Source organism: Ralstonia sp. 25mfcol4.1 (assembly GCF_900104095.1).
In the GTDB taxonomy this organism is placed as follows: Bacteria; Pseudomonadota; Gammaproteobacteria; order Burkholderiales; family Burkholderiaceae; genus Cupriavidus.
This window is the reverse complement of the sequence record NZ_FNJO01000007.1, coordinates 289,115-310,609: the sequence shown is the minus strand read 5'-3', so window position 1 is coordinate 310,609 and position 21,495 is coordinate 289,115. Positions and strand designations below refer to the sequence as shown.

Genomic DNA, 21,495 nt, shown 5'->3' with positions numbered 1-21,495 from the left:
CCACCCATGACGACTGAACATTTGCAGAAGCTTTCCGACGCGTTGCGCACGGTGGGCGGCAGCGCCGCCGCCCGAGACAAGGTCATTGCCCTGTGCAAGAGCATCGAGCAGGACCTGGACGCCTACGAGGGCAGCGTGCGCGACGACATCACCGGCCCGATCGTCGATGCGATGTACAACGAGACCTCGCGCCTGCGCAAGACGCTGGCCGACGGCACGGTCTTCGAATTCCTGTACCGCACCAAGATCGCCCGCGACTTCCTGATGAGCACGCCGGCCGCACCGGACCACGTCTGGGAACCGCAGACCACCAAGCTGCTGGTCAGGCTGTGCGAGCGCGGCGGCCATGCCGTGGTGGGCGGCGCCTACTTCGGCGACCAGGTGATCCTGATGGCCCGCCAGCTGGCCCGTGCCGGCGGCACCTGCCACGCGTTCGAGCCCAATGCCGACCAGCTTGGCATGCTGCGCAACAACGCGGAGCTGAACAAGGTGGACAACATCCGCAGCTGGCGCCTTGGCCTGTGGTCGGACAGCACCACGCAACTGCGCCTGGAAGGCCACGATTCGTTTGCGCACGCCGTCCACAGCACCGGCCCCGCGGGCGACGACAGCTTCAAGACGGTGACGATCGACGACTACTGCGCCGAGCAGAAGCTGGACAAGCTCGCCCTGATCATGCTCGACATCGAAGGTGCCGAACTGAACGTCTTCAAGGGTGCCGCGAAGCAACTGGCCCGCCCTGCCGGCGAAGCGCCGAACCTCGTGTTCGAAGTGCACCGCCACTACGTGGACTGGAGCCGCGGCCTGGAGAACGCCGAGATCATCCAGCTGCTCAAGGGCTATGGCTATCACGTGTACGCCGTGCGCGACTTCAACTCGAACGTCGACATGCAGGGCCGCCCGGTGGAACTGGTGCCGGTGGACAAGGTGTACCTGGAAGGCCCTGCACACGGCTTCAACATGGTGGCCGTGAAGGATCCCGCGCTGCTGCAAGGCGACGGCTTTGCTGTCGTGCCGGGCGTCAGCCCCAAGCTGCTGTGGCACCGCGACCCGGCGCTGCACCATCCGGCCAACTGAGGATCGCAATGCGTTGTACGGTAATCGGCGGCGCCGGCTTTGTCGGTCGTCGCCTGGCCGACACGCTGCGGCGTGCCGGCCACGAGGTCTGGGTGCCGGCGCGCGGCGACCGCGCGCTGTTCACCCGCGACCTGGGACACGTCTACTACTGCGCGGGGCTCACCGCCGACTACGCCGCACGGCCGTACGACACGGTGACCGCACACGTCACGCTGCTGGCCGACGTGCTGCGCGCCAACCGCTACGAGCACCTGGTGTACCTGTCGTCGACGCGTCTCTACGACACGTCGCAGCTGCCCGTGGGCGATGAGGCGGCAGCCCTGACGCTGCAGCCGGCCAATCCGCGCGCGCTGTACGACTTCTCGAAGGGACTGGGCGAGAACCTGTGCCTGACCGTGGCAGCCGGCCGCACCGCCGTGGCACGCCTTTCGTGCGTGTTCGACTGGGCGCCCGAGTCGCCGGGATTCCTGTCGGAATGGCTGATGCGCGCCGCCACCGAGCGCGCGTTCCGCCTCGACAGCGACTCCGGCTTCGTGCGCGACTACATCCATCTCGATGACGTGGTTGACGCGCTGGTTGCCATTTCCACGCGCCACGCCGGCGGCATCTTCAATGTCGCCAGCGGCCAGAACGTATCGAACGGCGAGCTGGCCGAGGTTTTCAACGCGGGCGGCTGGGACATTGCCCTGGCACGCCACTCACCCGTGCAACGGGCTGCGGAATGCAACACGGCGGCATTGCGCGCGCTCGGCGTGGCACCGCGCGACGTGCGTTCGGTGGTGGCAGGCTACCTGGAAGGGGTTCGCCCATGGAACTGATCGGACAGACCCGCGAATCGCTCGCGGCCTATACCTGCGCGCAGGTGGCCAACCTGGTACCGGACGGCCGTGGCGATGCGCTGCTGCCCGTGGTGACGCGCCATATCGACGAGGCGCTGGCCCGCACCGGCCGGTGCATCGACGCGGTGCGCATGTGGCGCCCCGGCCAGTTCAACTACCTGCATTCGTCGCAGTATTGCCAGTACCTCTACTACCTGGCCAATACGATCTGGCGCAACGAGCGCAACGGCGAGGCGTGTACGAAGCTGTTCCTGCTCAACAAGGCCCTCAATGCCATCGACCTGTTCTACGAGATCGAAATGCCCGAGGTGTTCTTCATCGGCCACTCGGTGGGCATCGTGCTGGCCAAGGCCACCTACGGCAACTACCTGGTGCTTTACCAGAATTCCACGGTTGGCAAGAACCATGGCGTGGCGCCCGTCATTGGCGAAGGCGTGGTGATGTATCCGAACACGGCCATCATCGGCCGCAGCCACGTGCGCGACAATTCGGTGGTGGCCCAGGGCGTGAGCGTGCTCAACCGCGAAACGCCGGGCAACTGTCTGGTCTATGCCGGGCAGGCCGGCGACCTGGTGTGCAAGCCGGCCAGCGAACGCGCGGCCGAGGAATACTTCCGCGTCTGAACGGTGTTCCTGCCCCCGGGCGGGAAACTCCCACATAGCAAAAAGGCCATGCGGCTTTCGCTCGCATGGCCTTTTTGCCGTTGGCGCGCCGCAGCGCGCCGGACGCGTACCGGACGTCAGACCGGCATGTTCATCATTTCCTGATAGGCAGCCGCCAGGCGGTTGCGCACCTGCACGGTGGTTTGGAACGAAATGTTGGCCTTCTGCATGTCGATCATCACGTCGTTGAGCGACACGCCGGGCTTGCCCACTTCAAAGGCCTCGGCTTGGCCGTAGGCGCGTTCCTGGGTGGCGTTCAGGCGTTGCAGCGAGCGTTGCAGTTCGCCGGCAAAGCCGGCCGTGGCGGCCGAATTCGCGGCCTGGGAGGGGGTTCCGCCGCCAGCTACCTGCGCCAGGCCGCGCAGTTGCTGGAGCATGCCCTCGATGGAAGAAATGGTCATGGCACGTACAGGTTGGTCAGTCGGGACAGGATCAATGTGACGAAAACACTACTCGTCATCCTGTTTCAGCCCTCGCACTGTACTGGCCGCCTGCCTCTGTCCAAAGGCTGAAATCGGCGGAAAAACCTCGCCTATTCAGCCGATTGTTCCTCGGCCGTCTGCCCGATCATCGCTACCGTGCCGGATCTGGCGGATCGACGCGTTTCTCGTCTTGCCGCCTGACTCCATGGAATTCAACTAACGCGGGGAGTGCGCGTGTTTTTTCAGCAGCGTAAAGTGAGCCGTGCCGAGATGATTAACGGCAGCGAAGGCCTGAGTGGTAAGGGCAGGGAATGCCCGGCCAAGCCGGAGACGCGCGCATGAACGCGGCCGCCACCCTGCCGAACGGCGCGGCCCTGGTCGAAAAGCTCAAGGGCAATCCGCGTCTGCCCCTGATGCTGGGCGGCGCGGCGCTGGTTGCCGCGATTGCCGTGGGCGTCATGTGGTCGCGCCAGCCGGACTACAAGGTGCTGTACACCAACCTGTCCGAGCGCGACGGCGGTGCAGTGATCCAGTCGCTGCAGCAGATGAACGTGCCGTACAAGTTCGCCGAAGGCGGCGGCGCCGTCATGGTGCCGTCCGACAAGGTTGCCGAGACGCGCCTGCGCCTGGCCAGCCAGGGCCTGCCCAAGAGCGGTACCACGGGCATGGAACTGATGGACAACCAGAAGTTCGGCATCAGCCAGTTTGCCGAGCAGGTGAACTACCAGCGCGGCCTGGAAGGCGAGCTGGCACGTTCGATCGAATCGATCGGTGCCGTGCAGTCGGCACGCGTGCACCTGGCCATCCCCAAGCCCACGCTGTTCGTGCGCGAACGCCAGAAGCCCACCGCATCGGTGGTGCTGCAGCTGTACCCGGGCCGCGCGGTCGATGAAGGCCAGGTGGCCGCGATCACGCACCTGGTGTCGTCCAGCGTGCCCGAACTGACGCCGAAATCGATCTCCATCGTCGACCAGCACGGCAACCTGCTGTCTGGCAGCAGCGACCGCTCGATGGACGCCACCCAGCTCAAGTTCGTGCAGCAGGTGGAACAGAGCTACGTCAAGCGCGTGGAATCGATCCTGGCCCCGATCCTTGGCAAGGACAACGTCCACGCCCAGGTCACGGCCGATATCGACTTCTCGTCGGTGGAACATACCGACGAGAGCTTCAAGCCGAACCAGGATCCGACCAAGGCGGCCATCCGCAGCCAGCAGACCAGCGAATCGAACCAGCAGGGCGGTTCCGGCGTAGGGGGCGTGCCCGGCGCGCTGTCCAACCAGCCGCCCGCCGCTGCCGTGGCGCCGGTCACCACGCCGCAGCCGCCGCGCCAGCCCGGCCAGCCGAACCCGCCGGCCCAGGCGCAGCCCAACCAGGCCACGCAGACGGCAGAAAAGACCGGCCCGAGCAGCAACCGCCGCGACGCCACCACCAACTACGAACTCGACCGTACCGTGCGCCACGTGCAGCAGGCGCCGGGCGGCGTGAAGCGCCTGTCGGTAGCCGTGGTGGTGAACTACCGCAGCAAGGTCGACGCCAAGGGCAAGCCGATCACCGAGGCGCTGTCCGCCAAGGAACTGGCCCAGATCGAGAACCTGACCAAGGAAGCGATGGGCTTCTCGGCCGATCGCGGCGATTCGCTGAACGTGGTCAACAGCCCGTTCACGGCCGACAACAAGACGGAACCGGAACTGCCGCTGTGGAAGCAGCCGCAGATGATCGACCTGGCCAAGACCGGTGTCGGCTACCTGCTGCTGGCCCTGCTGGCCATGTTCCTGTGGTTCAAGGTGGCGCGGCCGGTGCTGCGCAAGTACACCACGCCGGCCCTGCCTGCCACCACCGACGCCACGGAAGCCACCGCAGCCGAAGCCGTGCTGCCGCCGCCGGAAGAGGAAACCAATCCGGAAGTGCTGCGCCTGGCCGCGAAATATGAAAGCGATCTCGCCCTGGTGCGTGACGCCGCGCAACGCGACCCGCGCCTGGTCGCCAGCGTAATCAAGACCTGGATGGCAAATGACGAAGGCTAACGCTAGCAAGGGAGCGGCCGACAAGGGCCTGCAGAAGAGCGCCATCCTGATGATGGCGGTGGGCGAGGATTCGGCCGCCGAGGTGTTCAAGCACCTGTCGCCGCGCGAAGTGCAGCAGCTCGGCTCCGCCATGGCCAACCTGTCGGCCGTGACCCGCGAGGAAATGGCCGAGGTGCTGGCCGAGTTCCGCGGCGAGACCGAGCAGTACCTGGCCCTGAACGTCGATTCGAGCTCGTTCATCAAGAGCGTGCTGAACAAGGCGCTGGGCGAGGAACGCGCGCTGTCGGTGATCGAGGACATCCTGGAATCGCGCGACCCGGGCGGCGGCATCGATTCGCTGAACTGGATGGAAGCCAACACCGTGGCCGAACTGATCAAGGACGAACATCCGCAGATCATCGCCACCATCCTGATCCACCTGGACCGCCAGAAGTCGTCCGAAGTGCTGGGCTTCTTCACCGAACGCCTGCGCAACGACGTGGTGCTGCGTATCGCCACGTTCGGCGGCGTGCAGCCGGGCGCGCTGCAGGAACTGACCGACGTGCTGACCAAGCTGCTGGCAGGCCAGAGCCTGAAGCGCAGCCGCATGGGCGGTGTCCGCACGGCTGCCGAGATCATCAACCTGATGAGCACGGCCCACGAGGAAGCGGTGATCGACGGCGTGCGTACGCACGACGCCGACCTGGCGCAGAAGATCATCGACGAGATGTTCCTGTTCGAGAACCTGATGGAAGTGGACGACCGCGGCATCCAGCGCGTGCTCAAGGAAGTGGCCACCGAATCGCTTATCGTCGCGCTCAAGGGCGCGCAGCAGGAACTGCGCGACAAGTTCATCCGAAACATGTCGACGCGTGCCGGCGAAATGCTGCGCGAGGACCTGGAGGCCCTGGGTCCGGTGCGTGTGTCGCAGGTCGAGGCCGAACAGAAGGCCATCCTGCAGGTGGTGAGACGCCTGGCCGAGGCCGGCGAAGTCCAGATTGGCGGAGGCGACGATGCCTACGTTTGAACGCGGCTTTGCCGCAGGCCGCGGCCCGGGCCGCGGCGATCCCGGGTTCTTTGGCGCGCCCGGCGCGCCCCAGGGCGCCGGCGGTCTGTCGGACAAGCAATCCGGCGGGCTCTCCGGTGGACTTACCAATGTCCACCGCAGCGACGAAGGCTTCCAGGGTTTCGAGGCGCCCGCGCGATCGAGCCTGGGCGGCGACGCCTGGAAACGCTGGCAGCCCGAATCGCTTGACCCGCGCGACGCCCTGAAGAAGGTGCTGGCCGCGCAGTTGCCGGTCGAGCCTCCGCCCCCGCCGCCGATCGACTTTGCCGCGCTGGACGCCATGCGCGACGGTGCCCGCAAGGAAGGCTACGCGCAGGGCTACACCCAGGGCCAGACCCAGGGCTATGGCGACGGCCACCGCGAAGGTTATGCCCGCGGGCTGGAATCGGCACGCAGCGAAGCCGCCCGCCTGCAGGAACTGGCCGGCAACTTCCGCGACGCGCTGGGCCGTGTCGATACGGAAATCTCCGACGCGCTGATTTCGCTGGCGCTCGACGTGGCACGCCAGCTGGTGCGCAAGACGATGGAAATCGATCCGGCCGCCCTGGTGCCGGCCGCGCGCGAACTGATCAACGCCGAGCCGCCGCTGTCCGGCGCGCCCTGCCTGCTGCTCAACCCCGAAGACGTGACCCTGGTGGAAACCCACCTCAAGGGCGAACTCGAAGCGGCCGGCTGGACGGTGCGCGCCGACGCCACCGTGGCACGCGGCGGCTGCATCGCCAGCGCCGCCAGCGGCGAACTCGACGGCACGCTGGCCACGCGCTGGGAGCGCGTGATCAAGGCCCTGGGCCGCAACGATCCGTGGGAGCCCCCGCATGCATGAGCCCCAGGCCACGGCGCCGGACACCGTCTCTGCTGCCGCCCATACCGGCCGCTGGCGCGATGCGCTGGCCACCGCTTCGTCGAACATCGCCGAGATCGACAGCAAGCGCGCCTGCGGCCGCCTGACGCGTGCCGCCGGCCTGGTGCTGGAAGCCGTGGGTCTGCGCATGCCCGTGGGCAGCGACTGCCTGATCGAACTGCCGGGCGGCCAGCATTCGCATGGCGGCCCGCGCACGGCCGAAGCCGAAGTCGTGGGCTTTGGCGCCGATCGTCTCTACCTGATGCCGCAATCCGACGTGGCCGGCCTGGTGCCGGGCGCCCGCGTCTATCCGCTGGAGCCGTCGCCGCTGCCCAAGGGCGTGAGCGCCCCGCGCGAGCCGGGCTCGAAGCGCCTGCCCGTGGGCGATGGCCTGCTGGGCCGGGTGCTGGACGCGGCCGGACGTCCGCTTGACGGGCTGGGTCCGATCACCGCCGCCAGCGAAGTGCCGCTCTCGGGCGCGCAAATCAACCCGCTGATGCGTGCCCCCATCGAAACGGTGCTCGATACCGGCGTGCGCGCCATCAACGGCATGCTGACCGTCGGACGCGGCCAGCGCATGGGCCTGTTCGCGGGCTCCGGCGTGGGCAAGTCCGTGCTGCTGGGCATGATGGCCCGCTACACCAACGCCGACGTGATCGTGGTCGGCCTGATCGGCGAACGCGGCCGCGAAGTGAAGGAATTCATCGAGAACATCCTGGGCGAGGAAGGCCGCAAGCGATCGGTGGTGGTGGCCGCGCCGGCCGATTGCTCGCCGCTGCTGCGCATGCAGGGTGCCGCCTACGCGACGCGCCTGGCCGAGTACTTCCGCGACAAGGGCCAGCACGTGCTGCTGATCATGGATTCGCTGACCCGTTACGCGATGGCCCAGCGCGAGATCGCCCTGGCCATCGGCGAGCCGCCGGCCACCAAGGGCTATCCGCCTTCGGTGTTCGCCAAGCTGCCGACGCTGGTGGAGCGCACCGGCAACGGCCCCGAAGGCGGCGGCTCGATTACCGCCTTCTATACCGTGCTGACCGAAGGCGACGACCAGCAAGACCCGATTGCCGATTCGGCGCGCGCCATTCTCGACGGCCATATCGTGCTGTCGCGCAGCCTGGCCGAAGCTGGTCACTATCCGGCCATCGACGTGGAAGCGTCGATCAGCCGCGCCATGACCGCCCTGATCGAACCGCCGCAATTTGCCTCCGTGCGGCGATTCAAGCAGTTGATGTCGCGCTACCAGCGCAATCGCGACCTGATCAGCGTGGGCGCCTACGTGCCCGGCAACGATCCGGAGCTGGACCTCGCGATCCGCCTGCATCCGCGCATGGAGGCATTCCTGCAGCAGGACATCCACGAGCGCGCCGACTACGAGGTGTCGATTGCCCAGCTGCACGCGACCATCGGAGCAACCCACCATGGCTAAGACCTCGCCAATGCACACCCTGGCCGACATCGCCCAGGACAATACGGACAAGGCCACGCGCGAGCTGGGCCGCCTGCAGGGCCTGCGCACGCAAGCCGAGCAGCAGCTGCACGCGTTGACCGAGTACCGTCACGAGTACCGCGCCCGCATGCAGGTCATTGCGGCCGAAGGCATGACGTCCAGCCGCTGGCAGGATTTTTCCCGCTTTCTCGACTCGCTGGACCATGCCATCCGCCAGCAGACCGCCGCGCTGGACAAGGCCGAGGCCGACCTGCTGGCCGGTCGCGCCAACTGGCAACAGCAGAAGCGCCGCCAGAATTCCTTCGACACGCTGATCACGCGTGCCGAAGTGCGCGAACAACAGATCGCCACGCGCCGCGAACAGCGCGCCAACGACGAATACGCGGCCCGCATCGCACGCCAGCCGGCGAGCGGCCAGAACTGACCTGCCAAAGACCACAATGATCGATATCAGCCAGATCGTCGGCAACGCCGCCGCAGCCCTTGGGAACCTCAAGTCGCCCGACGCCGGCAAGGGTGGCGATGCCAACCCGTTCCAGGATGCGCTGTCGCGCGCACGCCAGGATGGCCAGCAGTCAGCGCCGGCTGCCGCGCAGGTAAAGGTGCCGGCCAAGGATGGCAAGCAGGCCGACGCATCGAAGGACAGCGCCGCGCAGAAGCCGCAGCAGGCCGCCGCCAACAATGCGCTGCCGCAGAAGGACACCGGCAAGGTGGCTGCCAAGGGCGACACGAAGACCGATGACGCGAAGGATGGCGAGACCGAGGACACCGCATCGAGCGACGCCGCCGCGGCTGCCGCCGCGCTGGCAGCCGCTGCGCTGCTGACGCAGCCCCCGGTGCCCCAGACCCCTGCCGCCGCCAGCACGACCGGCGTCGACACCAGTGCGATCAACGCCCTGCCGACGCTGCCGTCGGCACAGGGCACGGCCCAGGGCGCCAGCACATCCGCCGCCGCAGCTGCCACGGCCGCCGCGGCAGCCGCCACTGCCGATCCGGCCGCCGATGCCGCGGCCCTGCAGGCACAGGCCGAAGCAAGGTTGCCTGCGGCCACCGTAGACACGGCCGCCAAGGGCACCACCGCCAGCCCGACCGACACGCTGGCGCTGATCGCCCAGCAGCGGGCCGCGCTGCAGAACAATGCGCCGACCACGGCGGACAAGATCGCGGCCACCGTGACGGCGCCGGCCCAGGCCGCCGCACAGGACGCACGCGGCCAGGGCACCGGCCAGCAGCATGCGAATCTGGGCCAGCAGAACCAGCCGGCCCTGGCGCCGGCCGGCAATGCCCCGGCCAGCCAGCCGACGCAGGCCCCGGTCACGCCGTTCGCCGTCGCGCAGGCCAGCGCACGCACCGGCGAAGGCGTGGACACGGGCGCGACCAATGCCAGCAGCGCCGCCACCATCGCGTCGGCCCTGGCCGCCCAGACGCCGGCCCAGGCCGCCCAGGCCAACGCCGCCGCCGTTGTCGCGCGCCCGGTCATCGCCCCGAACGTCGGCGACAGCCAGTGGTCGCAGGCACTGGGCCAGCAGATGGTGCGCCTGTCCACGCAGGGCAACCAGACCGCCGAACTCGATCTGAACCCGCCCAACCTTGGCCCGCTGAAGGTGGTGCTGAACGTGGTCAACGATCAGGCCCAGGCGCAGTTCGTATCGCCGCACCAGGCCGTGCGCGCCGCCGTGGAAGCCGCGCTGCCGCACCTGCGCACGTCGATGGCCGAAGCGGGCATCCAGCTTGGCCAGACATCGGTGGGCGCCGACAGCTTTGCGCAAGCCAACTCGGGCGGCCAGCAACAGCAGCAGCAACGCCAGGCCGGCAACGGCGGCAACTTCGGGCAGGCCATGGGCTTCGGCAACGACACGCCGGCGCCTGCCGCCCCCGCCACGCCGCGCGCCCCGCGCACGCTGGCACGTGGCGAGGTCGATACGTTCGCCTGACGCACAAGTTCGTTCCGGCCCGCAAAGCCCGCCCTCTCTTCCGCCTGGCCGGAAGGAAGGCGGGCTTTTTTCATGCTGGCCACCCGGAACTTAGGCGCGCACGGGGCGGTCATTTGAGCGACCATATCCATGCTCGCCTATTCATGCCCGCCCACTCGCCCCCCTGGCCAATGACCATGCCCAGCCTTCGCCCGCTCCCCGTTCGTCCGACCCTGCTTGCCGCGCTCGCGCTGGCGGCCACCTTCGCCACCCTCGCACCGCCCGTCCACGCGGCCGACGCAGCCGATGGCGGCCCCGCCTACGGCCCCGAGCTGGAAGGCTTCGACTACCCCTATCCGGTCCAACGCTACAAGTTCTCGTCGCAGGGACGGCCCCTCGAGATGGCGTTCATGGACGTCAAACCCGAAAAGCCGAACGGCCGCGCCGTGGTGCTGCTGCACGGCAAGAACTTCTGCGGCGCCACGTGGCAGGAAACCATCCGCCAGCTCAGCGGCGCCGGCTACCGCGTGGTGGCGCCCGATCAGGTGGGCTTCTGCAAGTCGACCAAACCGGCGCACTACCAGTACACGTTCCAGCAACTGGCACGTAACACACACGACCTGCTGGCATCCATCGGTATTCGCGACATCACCGTGATGGGCCACTCCACGGGCGGCATGCTGGCCATGCGCTATGCGCTGATGTATCCGCAGGAGACCAAGCAGCTGGTGCTGGTGAACCCGATCGGGTTGGAGGACTGGAAGGCCAAAGGTGTGCCTTCACTGTCGGTGGACCAGTGGTACGCCCGCGAGTTGAACACAACCGCCGACCGCATCCGCAACTACGAGAAGTCCACGTACTACGTGAACCAGTGGAAGCCGGAATACGAGCCCTGGGTACAGATGCTGGCCGGCATGTATCGCGGCCCCGGCAAGCAGATCGTGGCATGGAACTCCGCCCTGCTCTATGACATGATCTACACCCAGCCCGTGGTCTACGAAATGGGCGCCATCCAGGCCCCCACACTCCTGATGATCGGCGACAAGGACACCACGGCCATCGGCAAGGACGCCGCCCCGGCCGACGTGCAGCCAAAGCTGGGCCGCTATCCTGAACTGGCCAAGGCCACCGCAAAGGCCATCCCGAACACGACGCTGGTGGAATTCCCGGAAATGGGCCACGCCCCGCAAATGCAGGACCCGACGGCGTTTCACAAGGCGTTGCTGGAGGGGATGGGGAAGGTGTCGCGATAGGTTGTCCGACCGCCTAAAGCAGCGTCCTGTAAGGAAGGAGTGCTTTGGCGGTCCGAGTCAGGCCATTTTTCTCGAAGTTCTTCAGGAGACAGTCCGGGGTCATCCTGGGCTGAGTCATCGCGCTACGCTGGCGCTGAACTCCGGCCACGACTACGCCAACGCTCAGATCCATCAGATTTTCGATGAATTCGTCGGGATGCTGCGCTTCGATTCCAAAGGGAGCCACCGCTTCTGCCGGAAAGTCCTTCAGGTCGAAAGTCACGATGACGCTCGCGCTGCAGTGTATGGCCGCCGCCAGGACGTGTCGGTCGCCGGGATCGGGTAGCGTGAGGCCGTCTATCAGCGACTCATAGCCGGTAACCACACTGTTGGGAACGGCCTCGTCCATTCTTTGCGAAGTACGATCCAGCCGCGCGCGCGTCAGGTCGGGCCGGTTGGCCAGAAGATTTCGCTTCCATTCTTCCTGAATGCGATCACTCCATCGCGCGCGAAACAGCCCGGACCTTGCCAGGCGGACGAGCAGATCCCTGACCGGGGCGGGATACAGAACGCAAGCATCGTAGACAGCTGTAAAAGGTGAACATCTCATTCGTAGCCCATGCCCAGGGCCTGTGCTTCACGAACCAACTCATCCATCAGCTTCTCGCTCCGCGCGTCCCGGGCGGCCTTGTAGGCCATGAGGTCGGAGAAACGGATGCGGCGGTGCTTGCCGGTCTTGTGGAACGGCAGCTCGCCAGCTTCGAGCAGGCTGACCAGATAGGGTCGGGACACGTTCAGCAAGTCCGCAGCTTCCTGGGTCGTCAGTTCGGCATGTACCGGGACGACTTGCACTGCATTGCCAGCCGCCAGTTCCGCCAGGATATCGAGCAGCAAGCGTAGGGCTGTGGTTGGCAACTCAATTTGATGCGCCTCATCCTTCTCATCGATAATCTGGATGCGCTGTGTGTCAATGTGTGTCCGAAGGTAGGCCGCAAGCTCGCGCTGGCCGCGCAGGGCGATTTCCACTTCCTTGTCGGCGGGGAGGGTGGTGCGAGGGTCGAGGATCGTCATGTGTCACTCCTTACTGCGTCGCCCGACCATAATCGAAATAAACGAAACGGGCAATCCACGTCATCAACGAAACGCCATGACGGCGCACCCGGTATGATCGGACTGCAACCGATCTGCCATGACCTTCGACCTCTTCGACGCCCTTCCCGCCCATCCCGATACGCCGCCAGCCGTTGAGCCGTTGGGGCCCGGTGCCGTCGTCCTGCGGGGCTTTGCGCGCGACATAGCGCCCACGTTGCTGCAGGCGGTTGGCGAAGTCAGCGCCGGCTCACCGTTTCGGCACCTGATCACGCCGGGCGGGCTGCGGATGTCGGTGGCGATGACGAATTGTGGCGAGCGCGGCTGGGTGTCGGACCGTACCGGCTATCGCTATGATCCGGTCGATCCCGATACGGGGCGGCCCTGGCCTGGCATGCCCGGCGCTTTCCGGAAGTTGGCGCTGGATGCCGCCGAGGCTGCCGGGTATCCCGGTTTCGTGCCCGATGCGTGCCTGATCAACCGCTATCTGCCCGGCACGCGGCTTTCGCTGCATCAGGATCGCGATGAACTCGACTTGCGGGCGCCCATCGTGTCGGTGTCGCTGGGCCTGCCGGCCATCTTTCTGTGGGGCGGCCTGCGCCGGGCCGACCGCCCGTCGCGCGTGCGGCTGGCGCATGGCGACGTGGTCGTCTGGGGCGGCCCCTCGCGGCTGGTGTTCCACGGCATCGCGCCGCTGGCCGCAGGGGATCACGCACTTACCGGCAACGAGCGCATCAACCTGACATTCCGCAAAACACACTGACCCGCGCGCGGCGGTTGCCTGCTTCATCAGACAACCATACGATAGCGGCTCAGCACTTTCGCTCATAAAACAAGACCGGCGTCCCAGGCGACCGGCCCGCCCGCGAGACAGATCCAAGATGTCAGCCACCCCCGGCAGCGCCGAAGCACGTCCCGAAACCACACCGCCGACGCCCCCTTCATCTCCGAAGCCCGCCCCGTTGGCCGGCCGCCCTGCCGATTCGATCCGTGCCGCGCTGCTGATCGGCGCCTGCATCAGCGCCGTCTGGATTACGGGCAGCGCCCTCCATGCCCCGCCGGCGCTGATCTGGGCCGGCGCGCTGGTGCTGTCGACGGTCTCCTGCTGGGCCGTCGGCGTGCTGCCCGAACCCACGGCCACGCTGCTGTTCTTCCTGTCGGCGGTGGTGTTCCATATCGCACCGCCCACCGTGGTGTTTTCGGGATTCACGTCGACGGCGTGGTGGCTGATGTTCGGCGGCGCCGTAACCGGCGTGGCGCTGCGCAGTACCGGGCTGGCGGTGCGGCTGGCGGACATCATCTTCCACAAGCGGGTGGGCACTTACCCGCAGGTGATTACCACGGTGGCGCTGAGCGCGGTCGGGCTGGCGTTCCTGATGCCCTCCACCACGGGCCGCGTGCTGCTGCTGATGCCGATCGTGCTTGCACTGGCGGACCGGCTGGGCTTCGCCGCCGGGTCGAACGGCCGTATCGGCATGGTGATGACCGTGGCGGCGGCCAGCTACATGCCGCCCACCGCCATCCTGCCGGCCAACATTCCGAACAGCGTGCTGCTGGGCGCGGCCAGTTCGCTCTATCACATCAACCTCAGCTACGGCAGCTACCTGCTGCTGCATTTCCCGGTGCTGGGCGCGCTGAAGACCGTGGTGCTGATCTGGGTCATCTGCAAGCTGTTCCCGGAAAACGGTCCGATGCCCGCGCAAGCGCCTGTCACGCAGACCGCGATGGGTGCCCAGGAGCGCGCGCTGGCGATCATCCTGGCGCTGGCGGTGGCCGGGTTCGCCACCGACGCGTGGCATGGCATCTCGCCAGCCTGGATTTCGCTGGCCGCGTGCATCGTCTGCCTGCTGCCCGGCATCGGCCTGGTATCGCCCAAGGCGCTGACCGAGCAGGTTCATCTGGTACCGCTGATCTACGTGGCCGGCTTTCTGGGTCTCGGGGCCGTGGTGGAATCCACCGGGCTGGGCAGCGCCATCAGTGCCGGCCTGCTGCAGGTGCTGCCGCTGGCTCCCGGTCATACGGCAGCCAACGTGGGCACCATCGGCGCCATGGGCGCGGTACTGGGCTTGATGTCGACGCTCCCCGCGCTGCCGGCCGTGCTCACGCCGCTGGCACGCGATCTGGCCAATGCCACGGGGCTGCCGCTGGAATCGGTGCTGATGCTGCAGGTGCCGGTGTTCTCGACGGTGTTCTTCCCGTACCAGTCGCCGCCCATCGTGATTGCGATGCAGCTCGGGGGCGTGGGCTTGCGGCACGGCACGCGGCTTTGCCTGGCGATGGCGGCCATCACGCTCGTGGTGTTGCTGCCGCTCGATTACGTCTGGTGGAAGCTGCTGGGCTACCTGCCCTGACTGGCCGGGCACGGCGCAGGCAGGCCCGCGCCGGCTACCATTCCAGCTTCTCCAGCAACGCATCGCGCACGGCACGGGGCTCGACAATCAGATCCATGCCGTAGGCCCCCAGCAGCGCCAGCAACTGGGCGACGCTGATGGTCTCCGGATTCAGCTCCATATGGGAAATGCGGCTCTGGCTGATGGCCAGCCGTGCGGCGGCGTCGGCCTGGGTCAGGCCGGCGATCTTGCGCGCGCCCTGGAGCACCTGCCCCAGTTGATCGCTGCTGGTAATGGTGACTCTGGCGGACATCTCGGTCTACCCGGCAGTAAATACCTCTGGAATCTATCAATATCCGCCAGCAATCGACAAATCCTTCGTCATTGACGAATGCGCAGAGGCTGACATTACCCATGTAGTGGGTAGACGGCGGGCGAGCCGTTGCCAAAAACAAACGCCCTGACCCGATTCAGGCCGCCGGGCGGCGGCGCTAGCGCAGGTAATCCCGGAAGCGGGAGCGGATTTCCTCGACGTTGGCGAGCGTGCCGGTCAGATGGTCGCGCAGCGCCGTTTCGGCGGCCGCCACGTCGCCGGCGGCGATGGCGTCGACGATTGCGGTATGGTCGCGCAGCACGGCATTGGCCTTGCCCGGAATCGGCAGGTGCAGCCGGCGCAGGCGGTCCAGATGGCCGCTCTGGCGGCGCACCAGCCCGAACAGGTCCGGCACGGCGGCGGCCTCGTAGAGCTGGCGATGGAAATACTGGTCGTTGGCGGTGAACTCGGCCAGGTCGTCGAGTTCGAGCAGGCGCTGCTGCCGTGCCACCGTGGCGCGCAGGCGTTCCACCAGGGCTACATCGGGCGCGCCGGCCAGGGTCCGGACGATCTCCACTTCCACCGAGCGGCGCAGAAAATGCGCCTGCCGCGCCAGCGCCACGTCGATGCGGCTGACGCGCGTGGCGTGCTGCGGAAACACATCGACCAGCCCTTCTTCGGCCAGCCGCATCAGCGCGTCGCGGACCGGCGTCTGGCTGATGCCGTACTGCAGCGCCAGTTCGGGACGCGACAGCACCGTGCCCGGCGGCAGCGCCATCGAGATGATCTGGTCGCGCATATGCTCGAACACCTGCGGCGCAGCCTGGCGTGTGCGGTCGAACTGGAACTGTCCGGAAGGGTTGGGAAGCGTGGCGGCCATGCGTAAATGACTGGAATGTTCGGCGCGATTCTAGCCGAACGGGCTGCGGAAATCCCTGCGTTGACGTACTAATATATTAGTGCTTTAATTTCCAAAACCCCAGTCGTCGTACAACTACGCGACTGGCAGGATTCCAAGTGGAAGAGACAACGATGACGGCACCTGAAAAAACGCCGGACCAGCTGCGCAGCGCGCGCTGGTTCGCGCCCGACGACTTGCGCTCGTCCGGGCATCGCTCGCGGATCATGCAGATGGGCTACGCGCCCGATGAATGGATGGGCAAGCCGCTCATCGCCATCATCAACACATGGTCCGACATCAACCCCTGCCACGCGCACTTCAAGCAGCGCGTGGACGACGTGAAGCGCGGCATCCTGCAGGCCGGTGGTTTCCCCGTGGAACTACCGGCCATTTCTTTGTCCGAAAGCTCGGTCAAGCCGACCACGATGCTCTACCGCAACCTGCTGGCCATCGAGACCGAAGAGCTGATCCGCTCGCATCCGATCGACGGCGCGGTGCTGATGGGCGGCTGCGACAAGACCACCCCGGGCCTGCTGATGGGCGCCACCAGCGCGGGCGTGCCGGCCATCTACGTGCCCGCCGGCCCCATGCTGCGCGGCAACTACAAGGGCCAGGTGCTGGGATCGGGCTCCGATGCCTGGAAGTTCTGGGACGAGCGCCGCGCCGGCAATATCAGCAAGACCGAGTGGATCGGCATCGAGGGCGGCATCGCGCGCAGTCACGGCACGTGCATGACGATGGGCACGGCCAGCACGATGACCGCGATTGCCGAGACCATCGGCATGACACTGCCCGGCGCATCGTCGATTCCGGCCGCCGACGCCAACCACATCCGCATGTGCTCCGAGGCCGGCCGGCGCATCGTCGGCATGGTCTGGGAAGACCTGACGCCGCAGCGCATCCAGACACACGCATCGTTCGAGAACGCGATTGCCGTGGCCATGGCGATGGGCTGCTCCACCAACGCCATCATCCACGTGATTGCCATGGCGCGCCGCGCCGGCCACGACATCGGCCTGGACGACTTCGACCGCGCCAGCCGCCATGTGCCCGTGATCGCCAACATCCGGCCCAGCGGCGACACCTACCTGATGGAGGATTTCTTCTACGCAGGCGGGCTGCCGGCGCTGATGAACCGCATCCGCGACAAGCTTCACCTCGACGCGCCCACGGTCACGGGCCGCACGCTGGGCGAGAACATTGCGGGTGCGGAGGTGCACAACGACGATGTGATCCGCACCTGCGAGAACGCGCTGTACCAGGAAGGCGCGCTGGCCGTGCTGCGCGGCAATATCGCGCCAGACGGCTGCGTGATCAAGCCCAGCGCGTGCGAGAAGCGATTCTTCAAACATACGGGCCCGGCGCTGGTGTTCGACGACTACCCGTCGATGAAGGCAGCCGTCGAGAACGAAGACCTCGACGTCACGGCCGACCATATCCTGATCCTGCGCAACGCCGGCCCGCAGGGCGGCCCCGGCATGCCCGAGTGGGGCATGCTGCCGATTCCGAAAAAGCTTGTGAAGCAGGGGGTGCGCGACATGCTGCGGATGTCCGATGCGCGCATGAGCGGCACCAGCTATGGCGCCTGCATCCTGCACGTGGCGCCCGAGGCCTACATCGGCGGCCCGTTCGCGCTGGTGAAGACGGGTGACCTGATCTCGGTGGACATCGACCAGCGCAGCATCCATCTGGAAGTGTCCGACGAGGAACTGGCCGCGCGCCGCGCCGCATGGACGCCTCTGCCCCCGCGCTACATGCGCGGCTACGGCTACATGTTCTCGCGCCATGTGCGCCAGGCCAACGACGGCTGCGATTTCGACTTCCTGCAAACCGATTTCGGCGAGCCCGTGGGCGAACCGAGCATCTACTGAGGCCACCCCATGACCCCGCTCAGTTCCAGTCTGCGCGACGCGCTGAGGACCGTCAGCACCGCCACGCTCTGCACCGCGCTGTTCAAGCGCGGCCTGCGCAACCAGTTCATCCAGGACGTGCGCCCGCTCAACCCCGACGCCGGCACGATGGTCGGCGAGGCGTTCACGTTGCGTTATATCCCGGCGCGCGAGGACCTGAACCCCATCACCGTGTTCCAGGACCCGAACCATCCGCAGCGCCAGGCCATCGAGCAGTGCCCGCCCGGCGCCGTGCTGGTAATCGACAGCCGCAAGGACGCACGCGCCGCATCGGCGGGATCGATCCTGGTCACGCGACTGATACAGCGCGGCGGCGCGGGCATCGTCACCGACGGCGGCTTCCGCGATTCGCCCGAGATCGCGCAGATGGCCATGCCCGCGTACCACCATCGTCCGTCGGCCCCCACCAACCTGACGCTGCATCAGGCGCTGGAATTCAACGTGCCGATCGGATGCGGCGACGTGGCGGTGTTCCCCGGCGACGTGATCGTGGGCGATGCCGAAGGCGTGGTCGTCATTCCGTGGCACATCGCAGAAGAAATCGCCGCCGAGGCCGTGGAAATGACCGCGTTCGAGGACTTCGTGACCGAGGAAGTGCGCAACGGGCGCTCGATCATCGGGCTCTATCCGCCGACCGCCGAGCAGGCGCGCGAGGACTTCGCGGCCTGGCGCAAGGCCCGCGGCCGCTGACGCGCAGGCCCAGACATAAAAACCTAAAACAATTCCGGAGACAACCCATGTTGAAGATTGCCCGCATCGCCGCCGCGGCCCTTGCCGTTACCGCTGCCTTTGGCGCCCACGCCCAGGGCGAATGGCCGACCAGACCCGTCACCATCATCGTGCCGTTCACGCCCGGCGGCGGCACCGACATCGGCACGCGGCTCGTCGCACAGCGGCTGTCGCAGATCTGGAGTCAGCCGGTGGTGGTGGACAACCGCCCCGGCGCCGCCGGCAACGTCGGCCTGGAACTGACCGCGCGCGCCAAGCCCGATGGCTACACGCTGGTGGCTGGCAACGTCGGCACCCAATCCATCAACCCGTTCCTGTACAAGAAGCTCAACTACAAGCCCGACAGCTTCGTGCCGGTAACGATGATGGCCGAACTGCCGTTCGCGCTGGTGGTCACGCCGGGCCTGGCCGCGAAGACGCCGAAGGAACTGGTGGCGCTGGCCAAGGCCAGGCCCGGCAAGCTGACGTTCGCCAGCTCCGGCACGGGTGGCTCGCCGCACCTGTCCGGCGAGATCTTCAAGGCCGCCACGGGCACCGACATGCTGCACGTGCCCTACAAGGGCGGCGGCGCGGCCATGACCGACCTGATGGCCGGCAACGTCGACATGCTGTTCGCGTCGATCCTGGAAACCACGGGCCACGTGAAGGCCGGCAAGCTGCGCGCGCTGGCCGTGACCGGCAACGTGCGGTCGCCATCGATGCCCGACGTGCCCACGCTGGCCGAGGCCGGCATCCAGAACGCCGAGTCGGGTTCCTGGGTGGGCCTGCTGGCGCCCGCCGGCACGCCGAAGGACATCGTCGACAAGATCGCCGCCGACGTGAAGAAGGCGGTAGCCATGCCGGAGGTAAGGAAGCAACTGATCGAACAGGGCGCGATTCCGGTGGGCAGCACGCCGCAGCAGTTTGCCGAGACCATCGCCAGCGACCGCAAGCGTTACGCAAGGATCATCGCCGATAATCACCTGAGCGCCGACTGACCGCGCGCCCGGACACTTCCACAAGAAAAGGACTCTTCTCGCATGAAACCCCGCCTCCTGCAGCATGGCCGGCTCCCGGAACAGACCGAAGCCCGTCTGGCCAAGCATTTCGACGTGCATCCGCTCTGGGCCGAAAGCGATCCCGCCGCCTACCTGGCACGGCACGGCGGCGAGTTCGTGGCAATGACCACGCGCGCCGCCACCGGCGTGGACGCCGCGATGCTGGCCACGCTGCCGAACCTGCGCGTGATTTCCAGCTTCGGCGTGGGCCTGGACAAGCTGGACCTGGACACCGCCCGCGCACGCGGCATTGCCGTGGGCTACACGCCCGACGTGCTCAACGACTGCGTGGCCGACACCGCGTTTGCGCTGCTGATGGACGCGGCGCGGCAGGTCAGCGCCGCCGACCGCTACGTCCGCCGTGGCGACTGGCTCAAGGGCCCGTATCCGCTGACCACGCGCGTCAGCGGCAAGCGGCTGGGCATCGTCGGCATGGGCCGGATCGGCCGCGTCATCGCCAAACGGTCGAGCGGCTTCGACATGGAGGTGCGCTACTTCGGCCGCAAGGCGCAGGACGGGGTGCCCTATCGCTTCGAGCCGTCGATACAGGCGCTGGCCGAGTGGGCCGACTTCCTGGTAATCGCCGCATCGGGCGGCCCCGAGACGCGCCACCTGGTGTCCGCCGACGTACTGAAGGCGCTGGGCCCGAAGGGCTATCTGATCAATATCGCCCGCGGCACGGTGGTGGATGAAGCGGCACTGGTCGATGCCCTGACGCACCAGCGCATTGCCGGCGCCGGGCTGGACGTGTTCGAGCACGAGCCCAAGGTGCCCGAAGCCCTGTTCGCGCTGGACAACGTGGTGCTGCTGCCGCACGTGGCCAGCGGCACGCACGAGACCCGTGCGGCAATGGCCGGGCTGGTGTTCGACAACCTGCAGAGCTTCTTCGCCACCGGCGCGGTCCTGAAGTCGGCCGTCTGAGCACCGGCGAGCCGGCGGCCGCCGTCGAAAAAGCGTAGCCGGGCTGACAGAGAGCGGAAATACGGCGCCCGCACCCCGGCACTGCACTGGACATCCCGTTGCCTGACGGGAGCGATGTCCAGCCTGTAGGCGCCGGCGCCACGCCGCCCTGCCCCCACTGCCCCATCCGGCCGCTGGCCGCTTCAGCGGCCTGCCTGCATCGAGCCGTCGTCGGGCATGTCCAGTTCGATGACCAGCCCGCCCGGCAGCGAGACAAAGATCTGCAGTGTGTTGTCCGCCGGCACGCGCGCCACGCGAAACGGCCACGGGCCCGCCTGCAGCCGGGCGATGAGCGGCGCCGCCGGCGCGTCGCTGCGGAACGCGATATGGCCGACCTGCAGCGCGCCGGACCCGGCATCGAGCCGGGGATCGTCCACGGCGTGGATCACGGCCTGGTCGCCGGCATACAGCCAGGCGCCCGGAAACGGAAATGGCGGCCGATAGCCTGTCTGCAGCCCCATCACGCCGCCAAAGAACTCTTCCAGCACCTTGTGGCTCCCCGCCGACACGTTCAGGTGGTCGAAGCGCCAGGTCGGGCGCGGGTCAGCATCTTTCATGGTGGCTCCTGTATGGCTGCTGCCGATCTGGCGCATGTGAGGCGTCCGCCACTGTCAAGCCCGGCACCACCCCGCCATCGGGATGAATCCGGGCGTAGGCAAATATCCCTTACCCTGTGGTCAAGGCCGTGCCGCCGGCAGGGCGGCGCCCTCGCATGTCGCCATTG

The 21,495-nt window shown here is 67.2% G+C and carries 22 protein-coding genes; 16 read left to right on the top strand and 6 right to left on the bottom strand.

What is annotated here, in order from left to right; all coding sequences use genetic code 11:
- The first annotated feature begins 6 nt into the window (after window positions 1-6).
- The 3 genes from BLQ58_RS15190 to BLQ58_RS15180 are packed head-to-tail and all read left to right on the top strand — an operon-like array spanning window position 7 to window position 2,539.
- The gene (locus BLQ58_RS15190; protein ID WP_092599404.1) at window positions 7-1,077 is read left to right on the top strand and encodes an FkbM family methyltransferase; all 1,071 of its coding nucleotides are present in this window, start codon (window positions 7-9) and stop codon (window positions 1,075-1,077) included.
- A gap of 8 nt (window positions 1,078-1,085) precedes the next feature.
- Window positions 1,086-1,895: an NAD-dependent epimerase/dehydratase family protein gene (locus tag BLQ58_RS15185; RefSeq protein WP_092599401.1), complete on the top strand. Its 810-nt coding sequence runs from the start codon at window positions 1,086-1,088 to the stop codon at window positions 1,893-1,895.
- Entirely contained in the window at window positions 1,886-2,539 is a 654-nt protein-coding gene (locus tag BLQ58_RS15180) for an LbetaH domain-containing protein (RefSeq protein ID WP_175459918.1), read from the top strand. The genes BLQ58_RS15185 and BLQ58_RS15180 overlap by 10 nt, the downstream gene beginning before the upstream one ends.
- 116 nt (window positions 2,540-2,655) lie before the next feature.
- Here the strand turns inward: BLQ58_RS15180 and fliE are convergent, their stop codons facing one another.
- Window positions 2,656-2,979: a flagellar hook-basal body complex protein FliE gene (gene fliE / locus BLQ58_RS15175; RefSeq protein WP_092599398.1), complete on the bottom strand. Its 324-nt coding sequence runs from the start codon at window positions 2,977-2,979 to the stop codon at window positions 2,656-2,658.
- A 359-nt stretch (window positions 2,980-3,338) separates the two neighbouring features.
- Between fliE and fliF the strand changes: the two genes are divergently transcribed.
- From fliF to BLQ58_RS15140, 7 genes are all read left to right on the top strand, one after another.
- Entirely contained in the window at window positions 3,339-5,024 is a 1,686-nt protein-coding gene (gene fliF, locus BLQ58_RS15170; RefSeq protein ID WP_092599395.1) for a flagellar basal-body MS-ring/collar protein FliF, read from the top strand.
- Window positions 5,011-6,030, top strand: coding sequence for a flagellar motor switch protein FliG (gene fliG / locus BLQ58_RS15165; protein WP_092599392.1), 1,020 nt, complete (start codon window positions 5,011-5,013; stop codon window positions 6,028-6,030). Before fliF ends, fliG begins: the two co-directional genes overlap by 14 nt.
- Window positions 6,017-6,892, top strand: coding sequence for a flagellar assembly protein FliH (gene fliH / locus BLQ58_RS15160; protein ID WP_092599389.1), 876 nt, complete (start codon window positions 6,017-6,019; stop codon window positions 6,890-6,892). Before fliG ends, fliH begins: the two co-directional genes overlap by 14 nt.
- A complete protein-coding gene (gene fliI / locus BLQ58_RS15155; RefSeq protein ID WP_092599386.1) occupies window positions 6,885-8,336 on the top strand; it encodes a flagellar protein export ATPase FliI in 1,452 nt (483 codons plus the stop codon). Before fliH ends, fliI begins: the two co-directional genes overlap by 8 nt.
- The gene (gene fliJ / locus BLQ58_RS15150) at window positions 8,329-8,781 is read left to right on the top strand and encodes a flagellar export protein FliJ (protein ID WP_092599383.1); all 453 of its coding nucleotides are present in this window, start codon (window positions 8,329-8,331) and stop codon (window positions 8,779-8,781) included. The genes fliI and fliJ overlap by 8 nt, the downstream gene beginning before the upstream one ends.
- Before the next feature lie 16 nt (window positions 8,782-8,797).
- Window positions 8,798-10,291, top strand: coding sequence for a flagellar hook-length control protein FliK (locus BLQ58_RS15145; protein WP_092599380.1), 1,494 nt, complete (start codon window positions 8,798-8,800; stop codon window positions 10,289-10,291).
- A 176-nt stretch (window positions 10,292-10,467) separates the two neighbouring features.
- Window positions 10,468-11,523, top strand: a complete 1,056-nt coding sequence (locus tag BLQ58_RS15140) for an alpha/beta fold hydrolase (protein ID WP_092599377.1) — start codon at window positions 10,468-10,470, stop codon at window positions 11,521-11,523.
- 13 nt (window positions 11,524-11,536) lie between these two features.
- Here BLQ58_RS15140 and BLQ58_RS15135 read toward each other — a convergent pair whose 3' ends face one another.
- Window positions 11,537-12,112 carry a PIN domain-containing protein gene (locus BLQ58_RS15135; protein WP_092599374.1) on the bottom strand — a complete coding sequence of 192 codons (576 nt, stop codon included), beginning with the start codon at window positions 12,110-12,112 and terminating at the stop codon, window positions 11,537-11,539.
- Window positions 12,109-12,573 (bottom strand): helix-turn-helix domain-containing protein, encoded by a 465-nt coding sequence (locus BLQ58_RS15130; protein WP_092599371.1) that lies wholly within the window; start codon window positions 12,571-12,573, stop codon window positions 12,109-12,111. Before BLQ58_RS15130 ends, BLQ58_RS15135 begins: the two co-directional genes overlap by 4 nt.
- A gap of 118 nt (window positions 12,574-12,691) precedes the next feature.
- Here BLQ58_RS15130 and alkB point away from each other — a divergent pair, with 118 nt between their 5' ends.
- Together alkB and BLQ58_RS15120 are read left to right on the top strand one after the other, a co-directional pair.
- Window positions 12,692-13,354, top strand: a complete 663-nt coding sequence (gene alkB, locus BLQ58_RS15125) for a DNA oxidative demethylase AlkB (protein WP_092599368.1) — start codon at window positions 12,692-12,694, stop codon at window positions 13,352-13,354.
- 118 nt (window positions 13,355-13,472) lie between these two features.
- Window positions 13,473-14,942, top strand: coding sequence for an SLC13 family permease (locus BLQ58_RS15120; protein WP_092599365.1), 1,470 nt, complete (start codon window positions 13,473-13,475; stop codon window positions 14,940-14,942).
- A gap of 34 nt (window positions 14,943-14,976) precedes the next feature.
- On the opposite strand, the gene BLQ58_RS15115 is transcribed toward BLQ58_RS15120, so the two are convergent.
- Window positions 14,977-15,234, bottom strand: coding sequence for a helix-turn-helix domain-containing protein (locus BLQ58_RS15115; protein ID WP_092599362.1), 258 nt, complete (start codon window positions 15,232-15,234; stop codon window positions 14,977-14,979).
- A 178-nt stretch (window positions 15,235-15,412) separates the two neighbouring features.
- Complete coding sequence (locus BLQ58_RS15110; RefSeq protein WP_092599359.1) at window positions 15,413-16,114, bottom strand: GntR family transcriptional regulator; 702 nt, start codon at window positions 16,112-16,114, stop codon at window positions 15,413-15,415.
- A gap of 152 nt (window positions 16,115-16,266) precedes the next feature.
- On the opposite strand from BLQ58_RS15110, the gene araD reads away from it, so the two are divergent.
- From araD to BLQ58_RS15090, 4 genes are read left to right on the top strand one after another with little or no spacing between them, the layout of a single operon-like run.
- Entirely contained in the window at window positions 16,267-18,006 is a 1,740-nt protein-coding gene (gene araD, locus BLQ58_RS15105; RefSeq protein WP_092599356.1) for an L-arabinonate dehydratase, read from the top strand.
- 9 nt (window positions 18,007-18,015) lie between these two features.
- Window positions 18,016-18,735, top strand: a complete 720-nt coding sequence (locus tag BLQ58_RS15100) for a ribonuclease activity regulator RraA (RefSeq protein ID WP_092599353.1) — start codon at window positions 18,016-18,018, stop codon at window positions 18,733-18,735.
- 47 nt (window positions 18,736-18,782) lie between these two features.
- A complete protein-coding gene (locus BLQ58_RS15095; RefSeq protein WP_092599350.1) occupies window positions 18,783-19,751 on the top strand; it encodes a Bug family tripartite tricarboxylate transporter substrate binding protein in 969 nt (322 codons plus the stop codon).
- A 42-nt stretch (window positions 19,752-19,793) separates the two neighbouring features.
- A complete protein-coding gene (locus BLQ58_RS15090; RefSeq protein ID WP_092599347.1) occupies window positions 19,794-20,732 on the top strand; it encodes a 2-hydroxyacid dehydrogenase in 939 nt (312 codons plus the stop codon).
- 182 nt (window positions 20,733-20,914) lie between these two features.
- Here BLQ58_RS15090 and BLQ58_RS15085 read toward each other — a convergent pair whose 3' ends face one another.
- Window positions 20,915-21,328: a VOC family protein gene (locus tag BLQ58_RS15085; protein ID WP_217636012.1), complete on the bottom strand. Its 414-nt coding sequence runs from the start codon at window positions 21,326-21,328 to the stop codon at window positions 20,915-20,917.
- Between the last annotated feature and the right edge of the window lie 167 nt (window positions 21,329-21,495).

What these genes read in the sequence shown, in the direction of transcription:
- BLQ58_RS15120 (WP_092599365.1), top strand. Translation starts at nt 13,473, where the DNA reads ATGTCAGCCACCCCCGGCAGCGCCGAAGCACGTCCCGAAACCACACCG.
- BLQ58_RS15140 (WP_092599377.1), top strand. Translation starts at nt 10,468, where the DNA reads ATGCCCAGCCTTCGCCCGCTCCCCGTTCGTCCGACCCTGCTTGCCGCG.
- fliG (WP_092599392.1), top strand. Translation starts at nt 5,011, where the DNA reads ATGACGAAGGCTAACGCTAGCAAGGGAGCGGCCGACAAGGGCCTGCAG.
- BLQ58_RS15190 (WP_092599404.1), top strand. Translation starts at nt 7, where the DNA reads ATGACGACTGAACATTTGCAGAAGCTTTCCGACGCGTTGCGCACGGTG.
- BLQ58_RS15110 (WP_092599359.1), bottom strand. Translation starts at nt 16,114, where the DNA reads ATGGCCGCCACGCTTCCCAACCCTTCCGGACAGTTCCAGTTCGACCGC.
- BLQ58_RS15145 (WP_092599380.1), top strand. Translation starts at nt 8,798, where the DNA reads ATGATCGATATCAGCCAGATCGTCGGCAACGCCGCCGCAGCCCTTGGG.
- fliF (WP_092599395.1), top strand. Translation starts at nt 3,339, where the DNA reads ATGAACGCGGCCGCCACCCTGCCGAACGGCGCGGCCCTGGTCGAAAAG.
- fliJ (WP_092599383.1), top strand. Translation starts at nt 8,329, where the DNA reads ATGGCTAAGACCTCGCCAATGCACACCCTGGCCGACATCGCCCAGGAC.
- BLQ58_RS15115 (WP_092599362.1), bottom strand. Translation starts at nt 15,234, where the DNA reads ATGTCCGCCAGAGTCACCATTACCAGCAGCGATCAACTGGGGCAGGTG.
- BLQ58_RS15095 (WP_092599350.1), top strand. Translation starts at nt 18,783, where the DNA reads ATGTTGAAGATTGCCCGCATCGCCGCCGCGGCCCTTGCCGTTACCGCT.
- alkB (WP_092599368.1), top strand. Translation starts at nt 12,692, where the DNA reads ATGACCTTCGACCTCTTCGACGCCCTTCCCGCCCATCCCGATACGCCG.
- BLQ58_RS15100 (WP_092599353.1), top strand. Translation starts at nt 18,016, where the DNA reads ATGACCCCGCTCAGTTCCAGTCTGCGCGACGCGCTGAGGACCGTCAGC.
- araD (WP_092599356.1), top strand. Translation starts at nt 16,267, where the DNA reads ATGACGGCACCTGAAAAAACGCCGGACCAGCTGCGCAGCGCGCGCTGG.
- BLQ58_RS15090 (WP_092599347.1), top strand. Translation starts at nt 19,794, where the DNA reads ATGAAACCCCGCCTCCTGCAGCATGGCCGGCTCCCGGAACAGACCGAA.
- fliE (WP_092599398.1), bottom strand. Translation starts at nt 2,979, where the DNA reads ATGACCATTTCTTCCATCGAGGGCATGCTCCAGCAACTGCGCGGCCTG.
- BLQ58_RS15085 (WP_217636012.1), bottom strand. Translation starts at nt 21,328, where the DNA reads ATGAAAGATGCTGACCCGCGCCCGACCTGGCGCTTCGACCACCTGAAC.
- BLQ58_RS15180 (WP_175459918.1), top strand. Translation starts at nt 1,886, where the DNA reads ATGGAACTGATCGGACAGACCCGCGAATCGCTCGCGGCCTATACCTGC.
- fliH (WP_092599389.1), top strand. Translation starts at nt 6,017, where the DNA reads ATGCCTACGTTTGAACGCGGCTTTGCCGCAGGCCGCGGCCCGGGCCGC.
- fliI (WP_092599386.1), top strand. Translation starts at nt 6,885, where the DNA reads ATGCATGAGCCCCAGGCCACGGCGCCGGACACCGTCTCTGCTGCCGCC.
- BLQ58_RS15135 (WP_092599374.1), bottom strand. Translation starts at nt 12,112, where the DNA reads ATGAGATGTTCACCTTTTACAGCTGTCTACGATGCTTGCGTTCTGTAT.
- BLQ58_RS15130 (WP_092599371.1), bottom strand. Translation starts at nt 12,573, where the DNA reads ATGACGATCCTCGACCCTCGCACCACCCTCCCCGCCGACAAGGAAGTG.
- BLQ58_RS15185 (WP_092599401.1), top strand. Translation starts at nt 1,086, where the DNA reads ATGCGTTGTACGGTAATCGGCGGCGCCGGCTTTGTCGGTCGTCGCCTG.